Source organism: Enterobacter sp. DC1, assembly GCF_000568075.1.
Lineage (GTDB): Bacteria > Pseudomonadota > Gammaproteobacteria > Enterobacterales > Enterobacteriaceae > Enterobacter > Enterobacter asburiae.
The window spans coordinates 1-19,455 of the sequence record NZ_AZUA01000013.1 but is presented as its reverse complement, the minus strand read 5'-3'; the positions used below and the strand labels follow the sequence as shown (position 1 = coordinate 19,455).

At 60.6% G+C, this 19,455-nt stretch carries 13 protein-coding genes; 5 read left to right on the top strand and 8 right to left on the bottom strand.

Annotated features, from left to right (window positions below; genetic code table 11):
• Window positions 1-12 precede the first annotated feature (12 nt).
• Window positions 13-1,485 (bottom strand): betaine-aldehyde dehydrogenase, encoded by a 1,473-nt coding sequence (gene betB / locus P346_RS00405; protein ID WP_032662865.1) that lies wholly within the window; start codon window positions 1,483-1,485, stop codon window positions 13-15.
• Window positions 1,486-1,498: 13 nt separating this feature from the next.
• Window positions 1,499-2,086, bottom strand: coding sequence for a transcriptional regulator BetI (gene betI / locus P346_RS00410; protein WP_032662864.1), 588 nt, complete (start codon window positions 2,084-2,086; stop codon window positions 1,499-1,501).
• A gap of 128 nt (window positions 2,087-2,214) precedes the next feature.
• Here betI and betT point away from each other — a divergent pair, with 128 nt between their 5' ends.
• Window positions 2,215-4,248, top strand: coding sequence for a choline BCCT transporter BetT (gene betT / locus P346_RS00415; RefSeq protein ID WP_032662862.1), 2,034 nt, complete (start codon window positions 2,215-2,217; stop codon window positions 4,246-4,248).
• A 95-nt stretch (window positions 4,249-4,343) separates the two neighbouring features.
• Here betT and entD read toward each other — a convergent pair whose 3' ends face one another.
• The 3 genes from entD to P346_RS00425 form a co-directional block, all read right to left on the bottom strand.
• A complete protein-coding gene (gene entD, locus P346_RS00420; protein WP_032662861.1) occupies window positions 4,344-5,018 on the bottom strand; it encodes an enterobactin synthase subunit EntD in 675 nt (224 codons plus the stop codon).
• A gap of 83 nt (window positions 5,019-5,101) precedes the next feature.
• The gene (locus P346_RS23635) at window positions 5,102-7,246 is read right to left on the bottom strand and encodes a YadA-like family protein (RefSeq protein ID WP_193743820.1); all 2,145 of its coding nucleotides are present in this window, start codon (window positions 7,244-7,246) and stop codon (window positions 5,102-5,104) included.
• 761 nt (window positions 7,247-8,007) lie between these two features.
• Window positions 8,008-10,257, bottom strand: coding sequence for a TonB-dependent siderophore receptor (locus P346_RS00425; RefSeq protein ID WP_032662859.1), 2,250 nt, complete (start codon window positions 10,255-10,257; stop codon window positions 8,008-8,010).
• Between the two features lie 146 nt (window positions 10,258-10,403).
• On the opposite strand from P346_RS00425, the gene fes reads away from it, so the two are divergent.
• From fes to entF, 3 genes are read left to right on the top strand one after another with little or no spacing between them, the layout of a single operon-like run.
• Window positions 10,404-11,603 (top strand): enterochelin esterase, encoded by a 1,200-nt coding sequence (gene fes / locus P346_RS00430; protein WP_032662858.1) that lies wholly within the window; start codon window positions 10,404-10,406, stop codon window positions 11,601-11,603.
• A gap of 10 nt (window positions 11,604-11,613) precedes the next feature.
• Window positions 11,614-11,826 carry an MbtH family protein gene (locus P346_RS00435; RefSeq protein ID WP_032662857.1) on the top strand — a complete coding sequence of 71 codons (213 nt, stop codon included), beginning with the start codon at window positions 11,614-11,616 and terminating at the stop codon, window positions 11,824-11,826.
• On the top strand, window positions 11,823-15,680 hold the full coding sequence (gene entF, locus P346_RS00440) for an enterobactin non-ribosomal peptide synthetase EntF (protein ID WP_032662856.1): 3,858 nt from the start codon (window positions 11,823-11,825) through the stop codon (window positions 15,678-15,680). The genes P346_RS00435 and entF overlap by 4 nt, the downstream gene beginning before the upstream one ends.
• 108 nt (window positions 15,681-15,788) lie before the next feature.
• Here the strand turns inward: entF and fepC are convergent, their stop codons facing one another.
• From fepC to fepD, 3 genes are read right to left on the bottom strand one after another with little or no spacing between them, the layout of a single operon-like run.
• On the bottom strand, window positions 15,789-16,589 hold the full coding sequence (gene fepC, locus P346_RS00445) for an iron-enterobactin ABC transporter ATP-binding protein (protein ID WP_032662855.1): 801 nt from the start codon (window positions 16,587-16,589) through the stop codon (window positions 15,789-15,791).
• The gene (fepG, locus tag P346_RS00450; protein WP_152537885.1) at window positions 16,586-17,575 is read right to left on the bottom strand and encodes an iron-enterobactin ABC transporter permease; all 990 of its coding nucleotides are present in this window, start codon (window positions 17,573-17,575) and stop codon (window positions 16,586-16,588) included. Before fepG ends, fepC begins: the two co-directional genes overlap by 4 nt.
• A complete protein-coding gene (gene fepD, locus P346_RS00455; protein ID WP_032662853.1) occupies window positions 17,575-18,579 on the bottom strand; it encodes a Fe(3+)-siderophore ABC transporter permease in 1,005 nt (334 codons plus the stop codon). The genes fepG and fepD overlap by 1 nt, the downstream gene beginning before the upstream one ends.
• A 108-nt stretch (window positions 18,580-18,687) precedes the next feature.
• On the opposite strand from fepD, the gene entS reads away from it, so the two are divergent.
• Window positions 18,688-19,455: enterobactin transporter EntS (entS, locus tag P346_RS0122065; RefSeq protein ID WP_032662852.1), on the top strand; the 768-nt coding region annotated here is incomplete at its 3' end.

The following is a 19,455-nucleotide window of genomic DNA, read 5'->3' as shown; positions in this document are numbered from 1 at the left end:
TAAACCTCCCGGTTAAAATATGGACTGGAATTTACCCATCTCAACCTGGATGGACTTCACCTGGGTGTAGCTCTGCAGCGTCATCACGCCGTTCTCGCGGCCAATGCCGGAGTGTTTGTAGCCGCCGACCGGCATCTCTGCGGCGGATTCACCCCAGGTGTTGATCCAGCAGATGCCCGCTTCGAGCTGATGAATGGCGCCGTGCGCGCGGTTCAGGTCGGCAGTGACGATGCCCGCCGCCAGACCGTAGTCGGTGTCGTTGGCGCGGCGGATCGCTTCTTCTTCGCTTTCATAGGTGAGGATGGACATCACCGGGCCGAAGATCTCTTCGCGCACGATGGTCATCTCGTCGGTGCAGTCGGTGAACACGGTCGGGGCGACCCACGCGCCGTTGTCAAAGCCTTCGCCCTTCAGCGCGTCGCCGCCGCACAGTACGCGCGCGCCTTCCTCTTTGCCTTTGGCGATGTAGCGCAGCACGCTGTCGCGGTGCGGGAAGCTGACCATCGGGCCAAAGTTGGTGCGTTCATCGAACAGATCGCCCGCGCGGATGCGGCCCACGCGCTCGACGATTTTCTGCTCAAATGCGGCCTTAGATTTCGCGGGCACGAACACGCGGGTGCCGTTGGTGCATACCTGGCCGGAGCTGAAGAAGTTCGCCATCATCGCGATGTCCGCCGCGAGATCCAGATCCGCGTCGTCGAAAATAATCAGCGGGGATTTGCCGCCCAGCTCCATCGTCACCTCTTTCAGGGACGAGGCCGCCGAGTTGGCCATCACCTTTTTGCCGCTGGCGACGCCGCCGGTGAAGGAGACTTTCGCGATGCCCGGATGCTCGGTCAGGTACTGCCCGGTCTCCGCGCCCACGCCCGGCAGGACGTTAAACACGCCGTCCGGCACGCCCGCTTCGGTGTAGATCTCGGCAAGCTTCAGGGCGGTGAGCGGGGTGACCTCGCTCGGCTTGAAGATCATCGCGTTGCCCGCCGCCAGCGCCGGGGCCGATTTCCACAGGGCGATCTGGATCGGGTAGTTCCACGCCCCGATGCCCGCCACCACGCCCAGCGGCTCGCGGCGGGTGTAGACGAACGAGGTCTCACGCAGCGGGATCTGGCTGCCTTCCAGCGCCGGGATCAGCCCGGCGTAGTACTCCAGCACGTCCGCGCCGGTGACGATGTCGACGGTGGAGGTTTCGGAATACGCTTTACCGGTGTCGAGGGTCTCCAGCTTTGCGAGCTCGTCGTTGCGCTCGCGCAGGATATCAACGGCGCGACGCAGAACGCGCGAGCGCTCCATGGCGGTCATCGCCGCCCAGATTTTTTGCCCGCGTGTTGCGCTTTCGACGGCGCGGTCCACGTCTTCGCGCCCGGCGGCCTGTACGCTCGCCAGGACTTCACCGTTGGCCGGGTTGATGGTCTCGAAGGTGCGACCGCTGGTGGCGGAGGTATAACCACCATTGATATAAAGCTGCTGTTCTGCCATTCGGGACATAAATTCTCCTCGGTTATTCGGTCGGTAAATGCTGGCTGATGAAGTGGCTGGTGAGCGACTGCGCCAGGGTCTTATCCAGCGGCTTGCCGCTCAGCGCGGCGCGCAGCCACAGCCCGTCGATCAGGGCCGCCAGCCCGTAGCCCGCCTCTTCGGCCTGTTCGCGCGGCAGTTCGCGGCGGAACTCGTACACCAGGTTTGACAATAAACGACGGCTGCTCACCTGCTGCAGGCGGTAGAGCATCGGCTGGTGCATGCTGCTCGCCCAGAAGGCCAGCCAGGCCTTCATCGCCGCTCCGCTGGTCTGGGTTTCATCAAAATTGCCGCCGACAATCGCCTGCAGGCGCTGCTCCGCGCTGCCGTCCGGCAGGGCGCGTAAGCGGCTCAAAACCGCGTCGCGCAGCTGGCCGGTGATGTCGCGCATGGTCGCTTCCAGCAGACCGTTTTTGTCTTTGAAGTAGTGACTGATGATCCCCGTGGAAACGCCCGCCCGACGGGCGATCTGCGCGATCGTCGCGTCGTGCATTCCCACTTCATTTATTGCTTCCAGCGTGGCGTCGATAAGCTGCCTGCGCCGGATCGGCTGCATCCCCACTTTGGGCATTTTTGCCACTCCATTCATCAGTGTTGGTTATACATTAAAGCGGTTTTTGATTGGACGTTCAATATAAAATGTGTCTTAATTGTTGCGGATTTGGATTTTAATAGTTACAAAAACAGTGGGGATACTGGATGACAGACCTTTCACAAGACAGAGAAAAAGACAAAATCAACCCGGTCGTTTTTTATACTTCCGCCGGGCTGATTTTGTTGTTTTCCCTGACGACGATCTTCTTTCGTGATTTTTCTGCCGAGTGGATTGGGCGCACCCTCAACTGGGTGTCGAAGACCTTCGGCTGGTACTATCTGCTGGCCGCGACGCTCTATATCGTCTTCGTGGTCTGCATCGCCTGCTCGCGCTTCGGGTCGGTGAAGCTCGGGCCAGAGCAGTCCAAGCCCGAGTTCAGCCTGCTGAGCTGGGCCGCGATGCTGTTTGCCGCGGGCATCGGCATCGACCTGATGTTCTTCTCCGTGGCGGAACCGGTCACGCAGTATATGCAGCCGCCGGAAGGGGCTGGGCAGACGATGGAGGCCGCGCGCCAGGCGATGGTCTGGACGCTGTTCCACTACGGCCTGACGGGCTGGTCGATGTACGCCCTGATGGGCATGGCGCTCGGATACTTTAGCTATCGTTATAATTTACCCCTCACCATCCGCTCCGCGCTGTATCCGATTTTCGGTAAAAAAATTAACGGCCCGATTGGCCACAGCGTCGATATCGCGGCGGTGATCGGCACCATCTTCGGTATTGCGACGACGCTCGGGATTGGCGTGGTGCAGCTCAACTACGGGCTGAGCGTGCTGTTTGATATCCCGGATTCGATGGCGGCCAAAGCGGCGCTGATTGCGCTCTCCGTCATTATCGCCACCATCTCGGTGACGTCGGGCGTGGATAAGGGCATCCGCGTGCTCTCCGAGCTGAACGTGGCGCTGGCGCTGGGCCTGATCCTGTTCGTGCTGTTTATGGGCGATACCTCGTTCCTGCTCAATGCGTTAGTGCTCAACGTAGGCGACTACGTAAACCGCTTTATGGGCATGACGCTGAACAGTTTTGCCTTCGACCGCCCTGTAGAGTGGATGAACAACTGGACGCTGTTCTTCTGGGCGTGGTGGGTGGCGTGGTCGCCGTTTGTCGGCCTGTTCCTGGCGCGTATTTCACGTGGCCGCACCATCCGCCAGTTTGTGATGGGCACGCTGATTATCCCGTTCACCTTTACCCTGCTGTGGCTGTCGGTGTTCGGCAACAGCGCGCTGCACGAGATCATCCACGGCAATGCAACCTTCGCGCAGGAAGCGATGGCGCACCCGGAGCGCGGCTTCTACAGCCTGCTGGCGCAGTACCCGGCGTTCACCTTTAGCGCCTCCGTGGCGACCATCACCGGCCTGCTGTTTTACGTCACCTCGGCGGATTCCGGCGCGCTGGTGCTGGGCAACTTCACCTCGAAGCTCAAAGAAATCAACAGCGACGCGCCGAACTGGCTGCGCATCTTCTGGTCCGTTGCCATCGGCCTGCTGACGCTCGGCATGCTGATGACCAACGGCATCTCGGCGCTGCAGAACACCACGGTGATCATGGGACTGCCGTTCAGCTTCGTTATCTTCTTTGTGATGGCCGGGCTGTATAAATCGCTCAAGGTGGAAGACTACCGCCGCGTCAGCGCCAGCCGCGACACCGCGCCGCGGCCGATGGGCGCGCAGGACAGGCTGAGCTGGAAGAAACGCCTCTCGCGCCTGATGAACTACCCGGGCACGCGCTACACCAAACAGATGATGGAGACGGTCTGCTTCCCGGCGATGGAAGAGGTCGCCCAGGAGCTTAAGCTGCGCGGCGCGTACGTGGAGCTGAAAAACCTGCCGCCGGAGGAGGGCGAGACCCTGGGGCATCTGGATCTTCTGGTGCACATGGGCGACGAGCAGAACTTTGTTTATCAGATCTGGCCGCAGCAGTATTCAGTACCCGGGTTTACCTACCGGGCGCGCAGCGGGAAGTCGACCTACTACCGGCTTGAGACCTTCCTGCTGGAAGGGAGCCAGGGGAATGATTTAATGGACTACAGCAAGGAGCAGGTGATTACGGACATTCTGGACCAGTATGAACGGCACCTGAACTTTATCCATCTGCACAGGGAGGCGCCGGGGAATAGCGTGATGTTCCCGGATGTTTGATAGTTGAGCTGAATAACCTATAAAGGCATCGCCGTCGCCCTCAAGCCGGGTGGCGGCGCTGCTGTTCACGATGGTGTTTATCGTGACGTTCGTAGTCACCAGCGCCAGGGCCCGTCGGCAGGAGAGCGTGACAGCAGGGTGATCGCCTGTTCACCCTGTAGTTGCCAGTGAAGGGTAAAGGCGGCGCCTTCGTTAAAGCCTGCCAGTTTACGAGTCAACGCCAGCGTAAGCGTCTTATCGTCAAGCTTGGTCACCCGGGCGCTGTCAAACCCCATATAAGCCTGCACCCGTGGAAAGAGGGCTTTGAACAGGCTCTCTTTGGCGCTAAACACCAGCGTCAGTGCAAGGGGGAACGGGTATCCCGAGCGGGAAAGCACAGGCTCTTCCTGCGCATCAATGATGCCATCCTTTATCTCTCTGGCTTCGTTTTCGGGAAGTATCGCTTCGCAATCGATGCCGATAAGCGCCTGTCGCTCGCGGATCACAACCGCCATGGCCTGCGTGCCGCTGTGGGTGATGCTGCCGGACATACCGTCCGGCCAGAGCGGTTCGCCGCTGGGGCCGATGCCGGGAATAGTGCGTTCGTTTAATGCATACGCGGCAGCGATGCGTCCGGCAAGATGGTCGGCTTTGCGTTTGCGTCCGGCGTGTGAAAGCTCAGCGTGATGGGGGAGCCAGAGGAGATCGGCGTCGGTGAAGGTGGCGGGGTCGAAGGAGACGTGATGAACGGTCAGGCCAGCCAGAAGAAATGTGGAGTGGTTCACCTGCATGAGCGTTCTCGCCAGTTTCAGAAAACGCTAACTTTAACGCAGATTAAGGTGCCGGGTAAGCAAATGCTACCCGGCGAGTTACGTTACCAGCCGTAGGCGATGCCGCCGCCGACAACAAAGTTGTGCTGCGTATCGTTAGATACGGAGGCTTTCACCACCACATTTTTCGTTGCGCGTGCTGAGAAGCCCACCGCCAGTGCATTTTCACCATCGGTGTTGCCCACGCCAGCGCCTACGGAGAAGTTTTGCGTGTTAGTGACCTGCGGGATGTTGGCCATCGCGGCTACGCCTGCAATACCCGCAGAGGCACGCTTGCGGTTATCTTCCACTTCACTTTTCAGCTTGCCAAAATTGCTGCTATTGCTTTGCTCAAGCGTCTCAATACGCTGCTCATGATCGGCAAGCGCGGCGCTGTTCGCGGCAATCTTCTTGTTGGAGGCGACCAGTGCCGCACGGTTTTTCTCGGCGTTATCCAGAGCCATCTGAGCGCGAGACTGCGCGTATTCACCCGTGGTTTGGGCAACCTTCGTATCCTGAGCCAGGGTGACGATTTGTTGCTCTTCATGAATGCTCAGGCGGGCAGTCGCCGCAGCCAGTTTAAAGGTCGTGCCGTTTTGTCCTGAAAGGCGATCGATTGAGGTTTTGTTGGTGGCGATATCTGCCGCGTTACTCAGCACTCCCGTTGCCGTCGTTACGATATCTCCTTTATTTGCTAAAAGGCCCGTGCGATTTTCACCAACCTGTTTTTCTGTCGAGCGGATCAGCTGGACGTTGTCGTTGATTTGTTGAGTATTGTCGCCGATAGCGTTCTTGTTCTGCGCAATAGCGTCGGCGTTAGTTTCGATACCAGCTTTGTTGACGGCGACGCCGTCGCGGTTATCACCGACCTGTTTTGCGGTGGCGCGGATAAGCTGGGCGTTGGTGTCGATCTCGTGCGTGTTGTCGTCGATAGCCGTTTTGTTCTGGGCAATAGCGTCGGCGTTAGTTTCGATACCAGCTTTGTTGACGGCGACGCCGTCGCGGTTATCACCGACCTGTTTTGCGGTGGCGCGGATCAGCTGGGCGTTGGTGTCGATCTCGTGCGTGTTGTCGTCGATAGCCGTTTTGTTCTGGGCAATAGCGTCGGCGTTAGTTTCGATACCAGCTTTGTTGACGGCGATGCCGTCGCGGTTATCACCGACCTGTTTTGCGGTAGCGCGGATAAGCTGGGCGTTGGTGTCGATCTCGTGCGTGTTGTCGTCGATAGCCGTTTTGTTCTGGGCAATAGCGTCGGCGTTAGTTTCGATACTGGCTTTGTTGACGGAGATGCCGTCGCGGTTATCACCGACCTGTTTTGCGGTAGCGCGGATCAGCTGGGCGTTGGTGTCGATCTCGTGCGTGTTGTCGTCGATAGCCGTTTTGTTCTGGGCAATAGCGTCGGCGTTGGTTTTGATACCGGCTTTGTTGACGGCGACGCCGTCGCGGTTATCACCGACCTGTTTTGCGGTAGCGCGGATCAGCTGGGCGTTGGTGTCGATCTCGTGCGTGTTGTCGTCGATAGCCGTTTTGTTCTGGGCAATAGCGTCGGCGTTAGTCTTGATACCGGCTTTGTTGAGAGCGATGTTATCCCCGTTAGTTTTACCCGTCTGGCTATTCCCCTGAATCAACACATCCTGGTGGGTGTTTTCCGCAGCGTTATTTTTTATGGCCTGATCATTTTGGGCGAGTTCTGCACGATCCTGAATATTTTTGATATTCAGGTCATGCGCCAGGTCATCAACGGACTGCAGATGGCCGTCAAGGTTGTGGATAGCAAGGGCGTGGTCGTCGAGAGTGGTTTTATTCTGTGCGATAGCGTCGGCGTTAATCTTGATACCGGCTTTGTTGACGGCGACGCCGTCGCGGTTATCACCGACCTGTTTTGCGGTGGCGCGGATCAGCTGGGCGTTGGTGTCGATCTCGTGCGTGTTGTCGTTGATAGCCGTTTTATTCTGGGCGATAGCGTCGGCGTTAGTTTCGATACCGGCTTTGTTGGCGGCGACGCCGTCGCGGTTATCACCGACCTGTTTTGCGGTAGCGCGGATCAGCTGGGCGTTGGTGTCGATCTCGTGCGTGTTGTCGTCGATAGCCGTTTTGTTCTGGGCGATATTCTTTGCGTTAGTATCCGTCGTAATTCTGTTTACCGTTATTTGGCTTTGATGGTCTTGAATGAGGTTCAGGTTACTCTGAATCTGATCAAGGTTAGCCACCATATTTTCTGTACCGAACAAGGTAATCTTTCCAGCGGTTGGCTTGACGTCAAATATTCCCTGAGCAGGATTTTGCACGCCCTGGGCGACATCACCGTTATGGTCCAAAGTCAGTGAAAATGAATCAGCAAAAGCAGCAGGAGTAATAACAGCAGATAACAAAACAGCAATAATAGATTTCTTCATTGTAAACTCGCATTAAATTAAATATAGAGCGGACCAGGGATTCACAATGGAAATCCTTAGGTTATTCTTTTTGGTTTATGTTCTGCCCAGGGTTTTAATTACTGACCAGCGTTACCGCTCTGTTGCTTGTAATTAAAAACTATTCTCATAAACGTGCGAATGCTTTTACAGCGCGCGTACGTACGCCTCGGCTTTTTACGCCGTGGTCCTTTCCTGATTGCAGTATTTATAGGTGCTTACCGCCACGACTGGCGGGCGCGGCAGAGATTACAGTCGTTTCTTATGGCGAGACAACAGTTTTTTTATTGTATTAATTTATGTTTATCTGTTTTAAATAATTAAATTGAATATCAGGAGAAATAAATTGGGTGTTTGTTAAAGGCTTGTGTGGAATAACGCTTTGCGGCAATGTAAACACAACGAATTATATCAGATTTATAAATGTAGACTTTTATTTGAAGGGGCGAATGTAAACTTTCAGATGAAGGGGAGGGAATATGCGGTCTGATGCCCTCTCCACGGGGAGAGGGAGCAAACACTAAAAACGGCAACTCAGTTGCCGTTTTGTTTTTACCTTAGAATCGCGTATTTACGCTCATGTACCAGGTACGGCCAGGCTCGTTATACGTATACGCACCCGCTCCGTACATATACGCACCGGTGGTAGTATTTCCGGTCGTCTGGGCATTACCCGCGCGCCACTGGCGTTTGTCGAAGACGTTGTCCACGCCGCCGGTCAGGCTGACGTTTTTGGTCATGTCCCAGGTCGCGCTCAGGCCAACAATGCTGTACGGGCTGACTTCGTCTTTCTCAGACCCGGTCACCGGCTGACCTTTGTAGTTGTACTTCTTCGGCTGCTGCTTGCCGTACCAGGTAAAGGTCGACTGGAGCGACACGTCCTGATGTACCTGCCAGCTCAGGGTCGAGTTCAGCGTGTACTCCGGAATGATCGACAGACGGTCGCCGGTCTCCTTGTTCTTGCTCTGCAGCATGTAGGTGATGTTGTTGGTCCAGTTAATCGTGTCGCTGACCGGCACGTTCAGGGAGCCTTCCAGCCCTTCGACCACCGCTTTCGGCACGTTTTCCCACTGGTAGATATCCGTCTGCACTTTACCGGAAGAGGTGTGACCAATCGGCGCGTAGCCCGCTTCGATCTTGTCGCGGTAGTCGTTGCGGAACCAGGTCACGCCCGCCAGCCAGCCGTCGCGTTTCCACTCCAGACCAATCTCTTTGTTGATGCTGGTTTCGGCTTTCAGGTCGTCGTTGCCCATCATATAGCAGCCCACGCCGTCGGAGCTTGCGTAGCAGCCCTGGCCTTTGCTGTAGAGCAGGTAGTTCGGGTTGGTCTGGTACAGGCTCGGCGCTTTGTAGGCGCGCGCGATCCCCATCTTCAGCGTGAAGTCATCCCCCAGACCCTGCGACAGGTTCAGGGACGGGCTCCAGTTGTTGCCGACGATGGTGTGGTGGTCGAAGCGCAGCGCCGGGGTCAGCATGGTGCTGTCGGTCAGCTCCATGTTGTTTTCCGCGAACAGGGAGAAGATCTCCGCTGAGGTGTACGGGCTGCGGTCGTTGCTCATGCCCGGAATGGTGCCGCCCTGCTGGGTTTGCGTAAAGGAGGTCGAGTCCTTCATGCGCTGCTGGTTCCACTCGGTTCCCAGGGTCAGGTTCTGGTTGACGAGGAAATCAATCGGCAGGTTGATTTCGCTGTGCAGCATCACGTCGGCCAGGTCGGTGTCGGTGAATTTATTGCTGTTGAACAGGCCTTCCAGCCCGCCCGCCAGCCCTTCGCCCAGTCGGGAGTTGCGGGTGTGTTCGTACTGCGCCCAGCTGCTGGTGGTGATGCCGTTATCCCAGCCGCCGTTCCAGGTGACCGCAAAGTTCTGACGATAAATACGGTTAGTTTCTTTGCCGTAGTTTTTCTTCACCAGCCCGCTGGAGCTGTTGTCGTTGTTGGTGTTCTGGGTATCGCCCGCGTAGAGGTTGTTCTGGCGGCTGTAGCCCGCCTCAAACTCCAGGGACTGCATTGGCGCAAAGTCCCAGCGCACCACGCCGTTGATGTCTTTATTCTCCACACCCTCACGGCCCGCCGGCAGCGTGTCGGCGTAGGCACCGGTACGGTCAGACTGATGGCCCTGGTTAATGTCCCACGCGTCGGCCTGGGTTTTGTCCAGGTTGCCGAACATGCGGAAGCTGAAGTCGCCGCCCAGCGGGCCGCTCAGGCTAAAGTTGGTGCGTTTGGTGGAGCCTTCGTCCTTGTGTTCCGGTGCGTTCAGGTAGGTGTTCCAGGAGCCGTGCCACTGGTCGTCGAATTTTTTGGTAATGATGTTCACCACGCCGCCTGCCGCACCGTTGCCGTAGCGCGCGGCGGCCGGGCCGCGGATCACTTCAATGCGCTCGATCATCTCCGGCGGCACCCAGCCGGTATCGCCGCGGGTGTCGCGCTCGCCGCGCCAGCCCAGGCGGATGGAGTTGCGGCTGGTCACCGGCTTGCCGTCGATCAGGATCAGCGTGTTTTCCGGCCCCATGCCGCGGATATCAATCTGACGGTTATTCCCGCGCTGGCCGCTGGTGGAGTTTCCGGTCAGGTTAACGCCCGGCATGGTGCGGATAATTTCAGCCACGTCCCGCGCGGGCGGGTTTTTACGGATCTCATCGGCGGTGATGGTTGACACGCCCGGCGCCTGTAAATTCTGTTCGGCTGCGGTGATCACCATCGTATCTTCGTGCTGCGCAGAGGCGGTCTTGTCGTCTGCCACGGCGGGCAGCGCGACACCATAAATCCCTAAATTGACCAGCAAGGCCAGAGAGTGAATCTTCTTATTCATTGTACGTCCCGCTTTTATGGTTATTTAATGAGCGCGCTTCCCACAGCGCGGGCATTACGCTATTGCAAATGCAAATAGTTATCAATAATATTATCAATAAAATTTGCTCTGAAACAAAAAAGTCTGTTAAACATGGGGTTATAAGGGTGACGACGTTAACAACCGGAAGTGAAGCGTGGTGGCAGTCGAAAAACGGACCTGAATGGGAACGTCTGAAGGAGAACTGTCGCGTCACCTTCTGGTGGCGTGACCCGGCAGGAACGCAGAAAACGTCAGCAGTTAAACGCGTCTGGCTCTACGTTACCGGCGTGACCGATCACCATCAAAATGCCCGCCCGCAGTCCCTCGAACGCATTCCGGATACCGACATCTGGCAGTGGCAGGGCGAGTTCAGCCCCGAGTGGCGCGGGAGCTACTGTTTTATCCCTTCTGTATACGAAAACGATTTTGCCGATACCGTGTTTGAAGGCGAGCTGCCGGACCGCATGGCGCTGCGCGAAGGCTGGCGCAAGCTGTTGCCGCACGCGGTGTCCGACCCGCTGAATCCGCAGAGCTGGCGCGGCGGGCGCGGTCATGCCGTCTCGGCACTGGAGATGCCGGACGCGCCCGTTCAGCCCGGCTGGGATCGTCCCGATACGCCGTATCATCCGCCAGTCTGTATTGAGTGGAACAGCGAGCGTCTCAACAACCGTCGCCGCGTGTGGATTTTTACCACCGGGGATGACGGTCCAGAGCGCCCGCTGGCGGTGCTGCTCGACGGGCAGTTCTGGGCCGAGAGTATGCCCGTCTGGCCTGCGCTGGCGTCGCTCACCTCCGGGCGCGAACTACCCTCTGCGGTCTATGTATTGATCGATGCGATCGACATGGAACATCGCAGCCGCGAATTGCCCTGTAACGCGGATTTCTGGCTGGCGGTGCAGGAAGAACTTCTCCCTCTTGTAAAACATCTCGCGCCATTTAGCGACCGCGCCGACCGTACCGTGGTGGCGGGCCAGAGCTTTGGCGGACTCTCTTCACTTTATGCTGGCCTCAACTGGCCGCAGCGTTTTGGCTGCGTGCTGAGCCAGTCCGGCTCGTACTGGTGGCCACACCGCGGCGGACAGCAGGACGGGCGCCTCATCGAACAGCTCAGAGCCGGTGAGCTAGCCGCGAGCGGGCTGCGTATTGTCCTCGAGGCCGGGCGCAACGAGCCGCTGATTTTCAATGCCAATCAGGCGATTTACGCCGAACTACGCGCGCAGCAGCAGGTTTCCTGGCGTCAGGTTGACGGCGGACACGATGCGCTTTGCTGGCGCGGTGGGCTGACGCAGGGGCTGATGACCCTCTGGCAGCCGCTCATTCAATAACGGAGTCTGTATGGAATTCAGCAATCCTTTCGATAATCCGCAGGGACAGTTCGCCATTTTGCAAAATGACCAGGGGCAGTACAGCCTGTGGCCGCAGCAGTGCGAACTGCCTGCGGGGTGGCGCGTGGTGTGCGAAGCGCAGTCTCAGGAGGCGTGCCAGCAGTGGCTGGCCGGGCACTGGCGCACGCTTGAACCGTCCCATTTTGCGGAGGGGAGCGCATGAACCGTCTTCCTCTCGTCGCCGCCCAGCCGGGTATCTGGATGGCGGAACAGCTGTCCTCCCTGCCAAACGCCTGGAGCGTGGCGCACTACACCGAACTGAAAGGCGATATCGACGCGCCATTGCTGGCAAAAGCCATTGCGGAAGGCATGATGCAGGCCGATACCCTGCGGATGCGTTTTGCCGAGGATAACGGCGAGGTGTGGCAGTGGGTGGATGACACTCTCATTCTGCCGGAGCCGTCCATCGTTCGCGTTGACGACCACGCCGCCGCCGTGGCGCTGATGGAGGCCGATCTCAATCAAAACCTGCGCGTCGACAGCGGTCAGCCGCTGGCGTTTCACCAGCTGATTCAGGTGGGAGAAAACCACTGGTACTGGTATCAGCGCTATCATCATCTGGTGGTGGATGGCTTCAGCTTCCCGGCCATTACCCGCCAGATCGCCGCCATTTACGCCGCGTGGAAGAAGGATGAACCGACTCCTGACTCCCCGTTTACGCCATTTGCCGAAGTGGTGGAGGAGTATCAGCACTATCGCGACAGCGAGGCATACGCGCGCGACGGTGCCTTCTGGGCGGAGCAGCGCAGGCAGCTTCCTTCTCCAGTCTCGCTCTCTTCCTCGCCGCTGCCGGGACGCGCCGCCACTACCGATATCGTGCGCCTCAAAATCGCCGCCGACGGCCGCGCCTTTAGCCAGCTTGCGCAGGCGGCTGGGCAGGCGCAGCGTACCGAGCTGGCCCTTGCGCTGGTGGCGCTGTGGCTGGGCCGCCTCACCGGACGGCTGGACTACGCCGCCGGGTTTATCTTTATGCGCCGCATGGGCTCCGCCGCCCTGACCGCGACCGGGCCGGTGCTCAACGTCCTGCCGCTGGCGGTGAATATCAACCCGCAGGAGAGCCTGCCGGAGCTGGCGCTGCGCCTGGCCAATCAGCTGAAAAAAATGCGCCGTCACCAGCGCTACGACGCCGAGCAGATCGTGCGCGACAGCGGGCGTGCCGCAGGCGACGAAGCCCTGTTTGGTCCGGTGCTGAACGTCAAGGTGTTCGATTATCAGCTGGATATCGACGGCGTGGAGGCCATCACCCACACGCTGGCAACCGGCCCGGTGAATGACCTTGAGCTGGCGCTGTTCCCGGACGAACAGGGTGGCTTGAGCATTGAGATCCTCGCCAGTAAACAGCGTTACGATGAAGCGACGCTTTCCCGTCACGTCGCGCGTCTGAACGCGATGCTGCTGCAGTTTGCGGCCAACCCTGACCTGCGCTGTGGCGACGTGGAAACCGTTTCAGAGCAGGAATATCAGCAGCTGGCGCGCATCAACGATACCGGGCTGGCGCTGCCGTCCACCACGCTGGCGGATCTGGTGGCGGAGCAGGCGAGCAAAACGCCGGACGCCCCCGCGCTGGCGGACGCGCATATTGAACTCAGCTATCGTCAGATGCGCGAGCAGGTGGTCGCGCTGGCAAACCTGCTGCGCGCGCGCGGCGTTAAGCCCGGCGACAGCGTGGCGGTGGCACTCCCGCGCTCGGTGTTCCTGACGCTGGCGCTGCACGGCATCGTCGAGGCCGGTGCCGCCTGGCTGCCGCTCGACACCGGCTACCCGGACGACCGCCTGCGGATGATGCTGGAGGACGCAAGGCCGTCCCTGCTCATTACCACCGACGAGCAGCTCCCGCGCTTTAGCGATCTGCCGATTACGGCGTTTAGTTACAACACACTGTTACCGGCTGCGGGTGCTGAACCGCTGCGGCTGGCGACGCCAGAGCAGACGGCGTACATCATCTTTACCTCCGGTTCGACGGGCCGCCCGAAAGGGGTCATGGTCGGCCATACCGCCATCGTTAACCGCCTGAAGTGGATGCAGGACCATTACCCGCTGGACGCGACGGACGTGGTGGCGCAGAAAACGCCGTGCAGCTTTGACGTGTCGGTGTGGGAGTTCTGGTGGCCGTTTATCGCCGGGGCGAAGCTGGTGATGGCAGAGCCGGACGCGCACCGCGACCCGCAGGCGATGCAGAGTTTCTTCGCCCAGTACGGCGTGACCACTACCCACTTCGTGCCGTCGATGCTGGCGGCGTTTGTCGCGTCGCTGACGCCGGAAAACGCGGCGTGCTGCAAAACCCTAAAGCAGGTGTTCTGCAGCGGCGAAGCGCTGCCGACCGAGCTGTGCCGCGAGTGGGAACAGCTGACTCATGCGCCGCTGCACAACCTTTATGGCCCAACGGAAGCGGCGGTGGACGTGAGCTGGTATCCGGCGTTTGGCCCCGAGCTGGCGGCGGTGGAGGGCAACAGCGTGCCGATCGGCTTCCCGGTGTGGAACACGGGGCTGCGCATTCTGGACGCGATGATGCACCCGGTGCCGTTCGGCGTGGCGGGCGATCTGTATCTCACCGGCATTCAGCTGGCGCAGGGGTATCTTGGACGTCCGGATCTCACCGCCAGCCGCTTTATTGCCGACCCGTTTGCCCCCGGCGAGCGGATGTATCGCACCGGTGACGTTGCCCGCTGGCTGGACAACGGCGCGGTGGAATATCTCGGTCGCAGCGACGATCAGCTAAAAATCCGCGGCCAGCGCATCGAGCTGGGCGAAATCGACCGGGCGATGCTGTCGCTGCCGGACGTGGCCCAGGCCGTGGCGCACGCCTGCGTGTTCAACCAGGCGGCGGCAACCGGCGGCGATGCCCGACAGCTGGTGGGCTACGTGGTCTCAGAATCCGGTTTACCGCTGGATCGCGACGCGCTGCTGGAATCGCTCAAAGCCCAGCTGCCGCCGCACATGGTGCCGGTGGTGCTGCTGCAAATCAGCGCGCTGCCGCTCAGCGCCAACGGCAAGCTGGACCGCAAGGCGCTGCCGCTGCCGGAGCTGAGGAGTAAAACCTCCGGACGCGTGCCGGAAAGCGAATCCGAAATCGCCGTCGCGCAGGCGTTTTCTGCCCTGCTGGGCTGCGAGGTCAACGAAATCGAGGCCGACTTCTTTGCCCTCGGCGGACACTCGCTGCTGGCGATGCGCCTGGCGGCACAGCTTAGCCGCGCGTTTGGCCGCAAGGTCACGCCGGGGCAGATAATGGTCGCCTCCACGGTGAGCAAGCTCAGCGCGCTGCTGGATTCGCAGATGAGCGACGAGCAGGCGCAGCGTCTGGGGTATGAAACACTTCTTCCGCTGAGGGAAAGCGACGGCCCGACGCTGTTCTGCTTCCATCCGGCGTCCGGCTTTGCCTGGCAGTTTAGCGTGCTGGCGCGCTATCTCGGCCCGCGCTGGTCGATTACCGGCATTCAGTCGCCGCGCCCGGACGGGCCGATGCAGCAGCGTGCGGATCTGGATGGGGTGATTGAGCATCATCTGGCTACGCTGCGTCAGCAGCAGCCGCAGGGGCCGTATTATCTGTTCGGCTATTCCCTCGGCGGTACGCTGGCGCAGGGTATTGCCGCCCGTCTTCGCGGGCTGGGTGAAGAGGTGGCCTTCCTCGGCCTGCTGGACACCTGGCCGCCGGAAACCCAGAACTGGGCGGAGAAAGAGGCCAACGGCCTCGACCCGGAAGTGCTGGCGGAAATCGAGCGCGAGCGTCAGGCCTTTATCGCCGCGCAGCAGGGGCAGGGCTCCAGCGAGCTGTTTAACGCTATCGAAGGCAACTACGCCGACGCGGTACGGCTGCTCACCACAGCGCACAGCGCGCGGTTTGACGGCAAAGCGACGCTGTTTGTCGCCGAGCGCACCCGAACGATGGATCCGCAGGTTGCGTGGGCGCCGTGGGTGAGCGAACTGGAGGTGTACAGCCAGGACTGCGCCCACGTGGATATTATTTCACCGCAGGCGTTTAAGAAGATCGGGCCGGTGTTGAGGGAGATATTGGGATAACGTCAAAAGCGCCGGGTGGCGGCTGCGCCTTACCCGGCCTACGGATCCGTGGTTGATGTTTGTTGGGTTTGCTCCCTCTCCCTGTGGGAGAGGGCCGGGGTGAGGGCATCAGACCGCACGCTTGCCCAACGGCACCACCAGCGGCGTACCCGCCACCGGATCGTCAATAATCATGCAGCGCATGCCGTAGATCCGCTCGATCAGCTCGGGCGTCACAATCTCTTTCGGCGCGCCCTGCGCCACAATCTCACCGTCTCGCAGGGCAATCAGATGCGTGGCATAGCGGCACGCCTGGTTTAAATCGTGCAGCACCGCCGCCAGGGTATACCCCTGCGTGCGGTTGAGCTCGCTCAGCAGCTCCAGCAGGTCAATCTGATGGCTGATGTCGAGCCAGGTCGTTGGCTCGTCCAGCAGCATGATGGAGGTCTCCTGCGCCAGCACCATCGCGATCCACGCCCGCTGACGCTGCCCGCCGGAAAGGGTGTCCACGCTCTGCTGTGCCAGATCGGTAATCCCCGTTGCTGCCATCGCGCGGCTGACCGCCTCGTCGTCCTCTTTGCGCCAGCGGGTAAACAGCGGCTGGTGCGGATAGCGCCCGCGCGAGACCAGCTCCTGCACCGTGATGTCCCCCGGCGTGGTGGCGTTTTGCGCCAGCAGACCGATGCGCCTGGCCACCTCTTTGCTGGCGAAGCGCTGGATCTGCTCCCCGTCGAGGAACACGCTGCCCTCAGTCGGCGCCATCAGGCGGCTGAGGGTGCGCAGCAGGGTCGATTTGCCGCAGCCGTTTGGCCCAATAATTGCGGTGAAGTGGCCGTCCGGAATGGCAACGCTCAGGTCACGGGCAATGATTTTTTTGCCGTAGCCGAGGGTAAGGTTTTCGCCGCGCAAGCGGGTGGTTGAATCAGTCATTTCCTGCGTGACTCCTGAACGAGCAATACGATGAGGTAAATCCCGCCGAGGCTGACGGTCACCACGCCCACCGGCAGTTGATAAGGCATAAACAGCCGCTGGGCGCAGAGATCGGCGGCCAGCAGCAGCAGCGCGCCGCACAGCGCCGCCTGGGTTAAGCCCCAGCGCGCCGTCCCGCTAAGGCGGCGGGCGATATGCGGTGCCACGAGGGCGATAAACGAGATCGGCCCGGCGATAGCGGTAGAGGCGGCGGTCAGCAGTACGGCGACCAGCATCAGCATCAGGCGCGAGCGCTCGACGCCCACGCCCAGCGCGCAGGCGCTGTCGTCGCCCATCTCCAGCAGGCGCATGCGCCGCACCAGCAGCAGCGCGCCGATAAACATCAGCAAAATCAGCGGCGCGGCGGGCCAGGTTTTGCCCCACGTCAGGCCGTTGAGCGACCCGGCGTACCACAGCCCGGCGGAGAGCGCGGTTTCCAGCGAGGCCTGCAGTAAAAGCCAGGTGTTAAAGGCCATCAGCATGGCGCGGATGCCGATCCCGATGATGATCAGGCGGAAGGTGTCGATACCGTTGCGCCAGGCCAGCGCCCAGATCAGTAAGGACGTCAGAATGCCGCCCGCCATCGCCGTAAAGGTAATCGCCGTCAGGTGCTGACCAAACAGCACCATCGCCACCAGCACGCCGCTCCAGGCCCCGGTGTTGAGGCCCATTACGTCCGGGCTGCCGAGCGGGTTGCGCATCAGCGACTGGAATATCGCACCGCTCACGCCGAGCGCCGCGCCGACCAGAATCGCCATCGCCACGCGCGGCAGTCGCCACTCCGTCACCACCATGGTGATGTTGCGCGGCGCGCTGCCGAGCAGGGCGTTTAACACCTGCGCAAAGTCGAGCGTCACCGCGCCGCTGCGCAGGCTCCAGACCGCCAGCAGCAGAATGGCGATAAGCAGCAGCGAGACGCTGGTGACTAAACGACGGGACGGGGCCATCATGCGCCACCTCCGCGTTTACGACGAACCAGGAAAATCAGCACCGGCGCGCCGATAAAGGCGCTGACCACCGAGACGCGCAGCTCGCCGGGAACCAGCAGGCGGCCCAGCACGTCCGCAAACAGCAGCAGGGCAGGGGTGGCCAGCAGCGTCACCGGCAGCGACCAGCGGTGATCCGCCCCCACCAGCCAGCGCGCCATGTGCGGCATCATCAGGCCAATAAAGGCGATCGGGCCGACTACCGCGGTCGCGCTGCCGCACAGCACGGTGATCGCCAGAAGACCAATCAGCTGCGTGCGCGCAACCCGGTTGCCGAGGGCGGTCGCGGTGTCGCTGCCGAGGCTCAGGCTGTTGAGCGACCGGCTTAAAAACAGCGCCACGGCGGCAGCGATAATGACCGGGATCGCCACCACTTTTAAGGTCTCAAGGGTGCGGATATCCAGCGAACCGGCCTGCCAGAAGCGCAGCTGGTCGTAAACGTCCGGGTTGAGCAGGGCGATGCCGTTGGACAAGCCCTCCAGCACCGCCGCGAGCGCCACGCCCGCAAGCGTCAGGCGTACCGGACTCAGCTGGCCGCCGCCCTGGCTGCCGGTAAACGCGACCACCAGCGAGGCGGCCAGCGCGCCGCAAAAGGCCATCACCAGCTGCTCGGACGGAGAGGTCAACCCGAACAGCGCCGCGCCGAGCACGATGGCAAAGCTGGCGCCGGAGTTAACGCCGAGAATGCCGGGGTCCGCCAGCGGGTTACGGGTAAGGGTTTGCATCAGGGCACCGGCAAGGCCGAGCGCGCCACCCGCCAGCAGTCCGGCAAGCGTGCGGGGCAGTCGGGCGTCGAGCACGATAATACAGTCGGCGCTCTGGCAGGTGCCGGAGAGCGCATCAACGATAACGGACGCGGGCAGCGGCTTCGCGCCGACCAGCAGGCTGAGTGCAACCGCAAGGCTCAGGAGCAGCAGTAAAACGGGCACGACAACGGTGCGCACCGCAGAAGAGGAAAACGACATAGCAACATCCATGATTTGATAATGATAGTGATTATCGTTATCTATCTTATTTGGCTATGTTAGCATGTGCGCCCATGGAAAGGGTAGAAATAGACTCAAGGCTTTGTCATGAATCAAAAATCCTGGCTGCTCAACCTCAGCCTGCTGAAAACGCACCCGGCGTATCGCGCCGTTTTTATCGCTCGCTTTATCTCCATTTTGTCTCTCGGCCTGCTCGGCGTGGCCGTGCCGGTACAGATCCAGACCATGACGCACTCCAGCTGGCTGGTGGGGTTATCCGTCACCTTAACCGGCGGGGCGATGTTCATCGGCCTGATGGTCGGCGGCGTGCTGGCGGACCGCTACGAGCGTAAAAAGCTGATCCTGCTGGCGCGCGGCACCTGCGGCGTGGGCTTTATCGGGCTGTGTCTGAACGCGATGCTGCCGGAGCCGTCGCTGATCGCGATTTATGCCCTGGGGCTGTGGGACGGCTTTTTTGCATCGCTGGGCGTGACGGCGCTGCTGGCGGCAACGCCCGCGCTGGTCGGGCGCGAGAACCTGATGCAGGCGGGAGCGATCACCATGCTCACCGTGCGCCTCGGCTCGGTGATTTCGCCGATGGTGGGCGGCCTGCTGCTGGCGACCGGCAACGTGGCGTGGAACTACGGGCTGGCGGCGGCGGGGACCTTTATCACCACGCTGACGCTGCTGCGCCTGCCGCTGCTGCCACCTCCGCCGCAGCCGCGCGAGCATCCGCTAAAATCGCTGATGGCCGCGATTCGTTTCCTGTTCAGCAACCCGCTGATTGGCGGGATTGCGCTGCTCGGCGGCCTGCTGACGATGGCGAGCGCCGTGCGCGTGCTCTACCCGGCATTAGCGGGAGAGTGGCAGGGTAGG

What these genes read in the sequence shown, in the direction of transcription:
- betB (WP_032662865.1), bottom strand. Translation starts at nt 1,485, where the DNA reads ATGTCCCGAATGGCAGAACAGCAGCTTTATATCAATGGTGGTTATACC.
- betI (WP_032662864.1), bottom strand. Translation starts at nt 2,086, where the DNA reads ATGCCCAAAGTGGGGATGCAGCCGATCCGGCGCAGGCAGCTTATCGAC.
- betT (WP_032662862.1), top strand. Translation starts at nt 2,215, where the DNA reads ATGACAGACCTTTCACAAGACAGAGAAAAAGACAAAATCAACCCGGTC.
- entD (WP_032662861.1), bottom strand. Translation starts at nt 5,018, where the DNA reads ATGCAGGTGAACCACTCCACATTTCTTCTGGCTGGCCTGACCGTTCAT.
- P346_RS00425 (WP_032662859.1), bottom strand. Translation starts at nt 10,257, where the DNA reads ATGAATAAGAAGATTCACTCTCTGGCCTTGCTGGTCAATTTAGGGATT.
- P346_RS00435 (WP_032662857.1), top strand. Translation starts at nt 11,614, where the DNA reads ATGGAATTCAGCAATCCTTTCGATAATCCGCAGGGACAGTTCGCCATT.
- entF (WP_032662856.1), top strand. Translation starts at nt 11,823, where the DNA reads ATGAACCGTCTTCCTCTCGTCGCCGCCCAGCCGGGTATCTGGATGGCG.
- fepC (WP_032662855.1), bottom strand. Translation starts at nt 16,589, where the DNA reads ATGACTGATTCAACCACCCGCTTGCGCGGCGAAAACCTTACCCTCGGC.
- fepG (WP_152537885.1), bottom strand. Translation starts at nt 17,575, where the DNA reads ATGGCCCCGTCCCGTCGTTTAGTCACCAGCGTCTCGCTGCTGCTTATC.
- fepD (WP_032662853.1), bottom strand. Translation starts at nt 18,579, where the DNA reads ATGTCGTTTTCCTCTTCTGCGGTGCGCACCGTTGTCGTGCCCGTTTTA.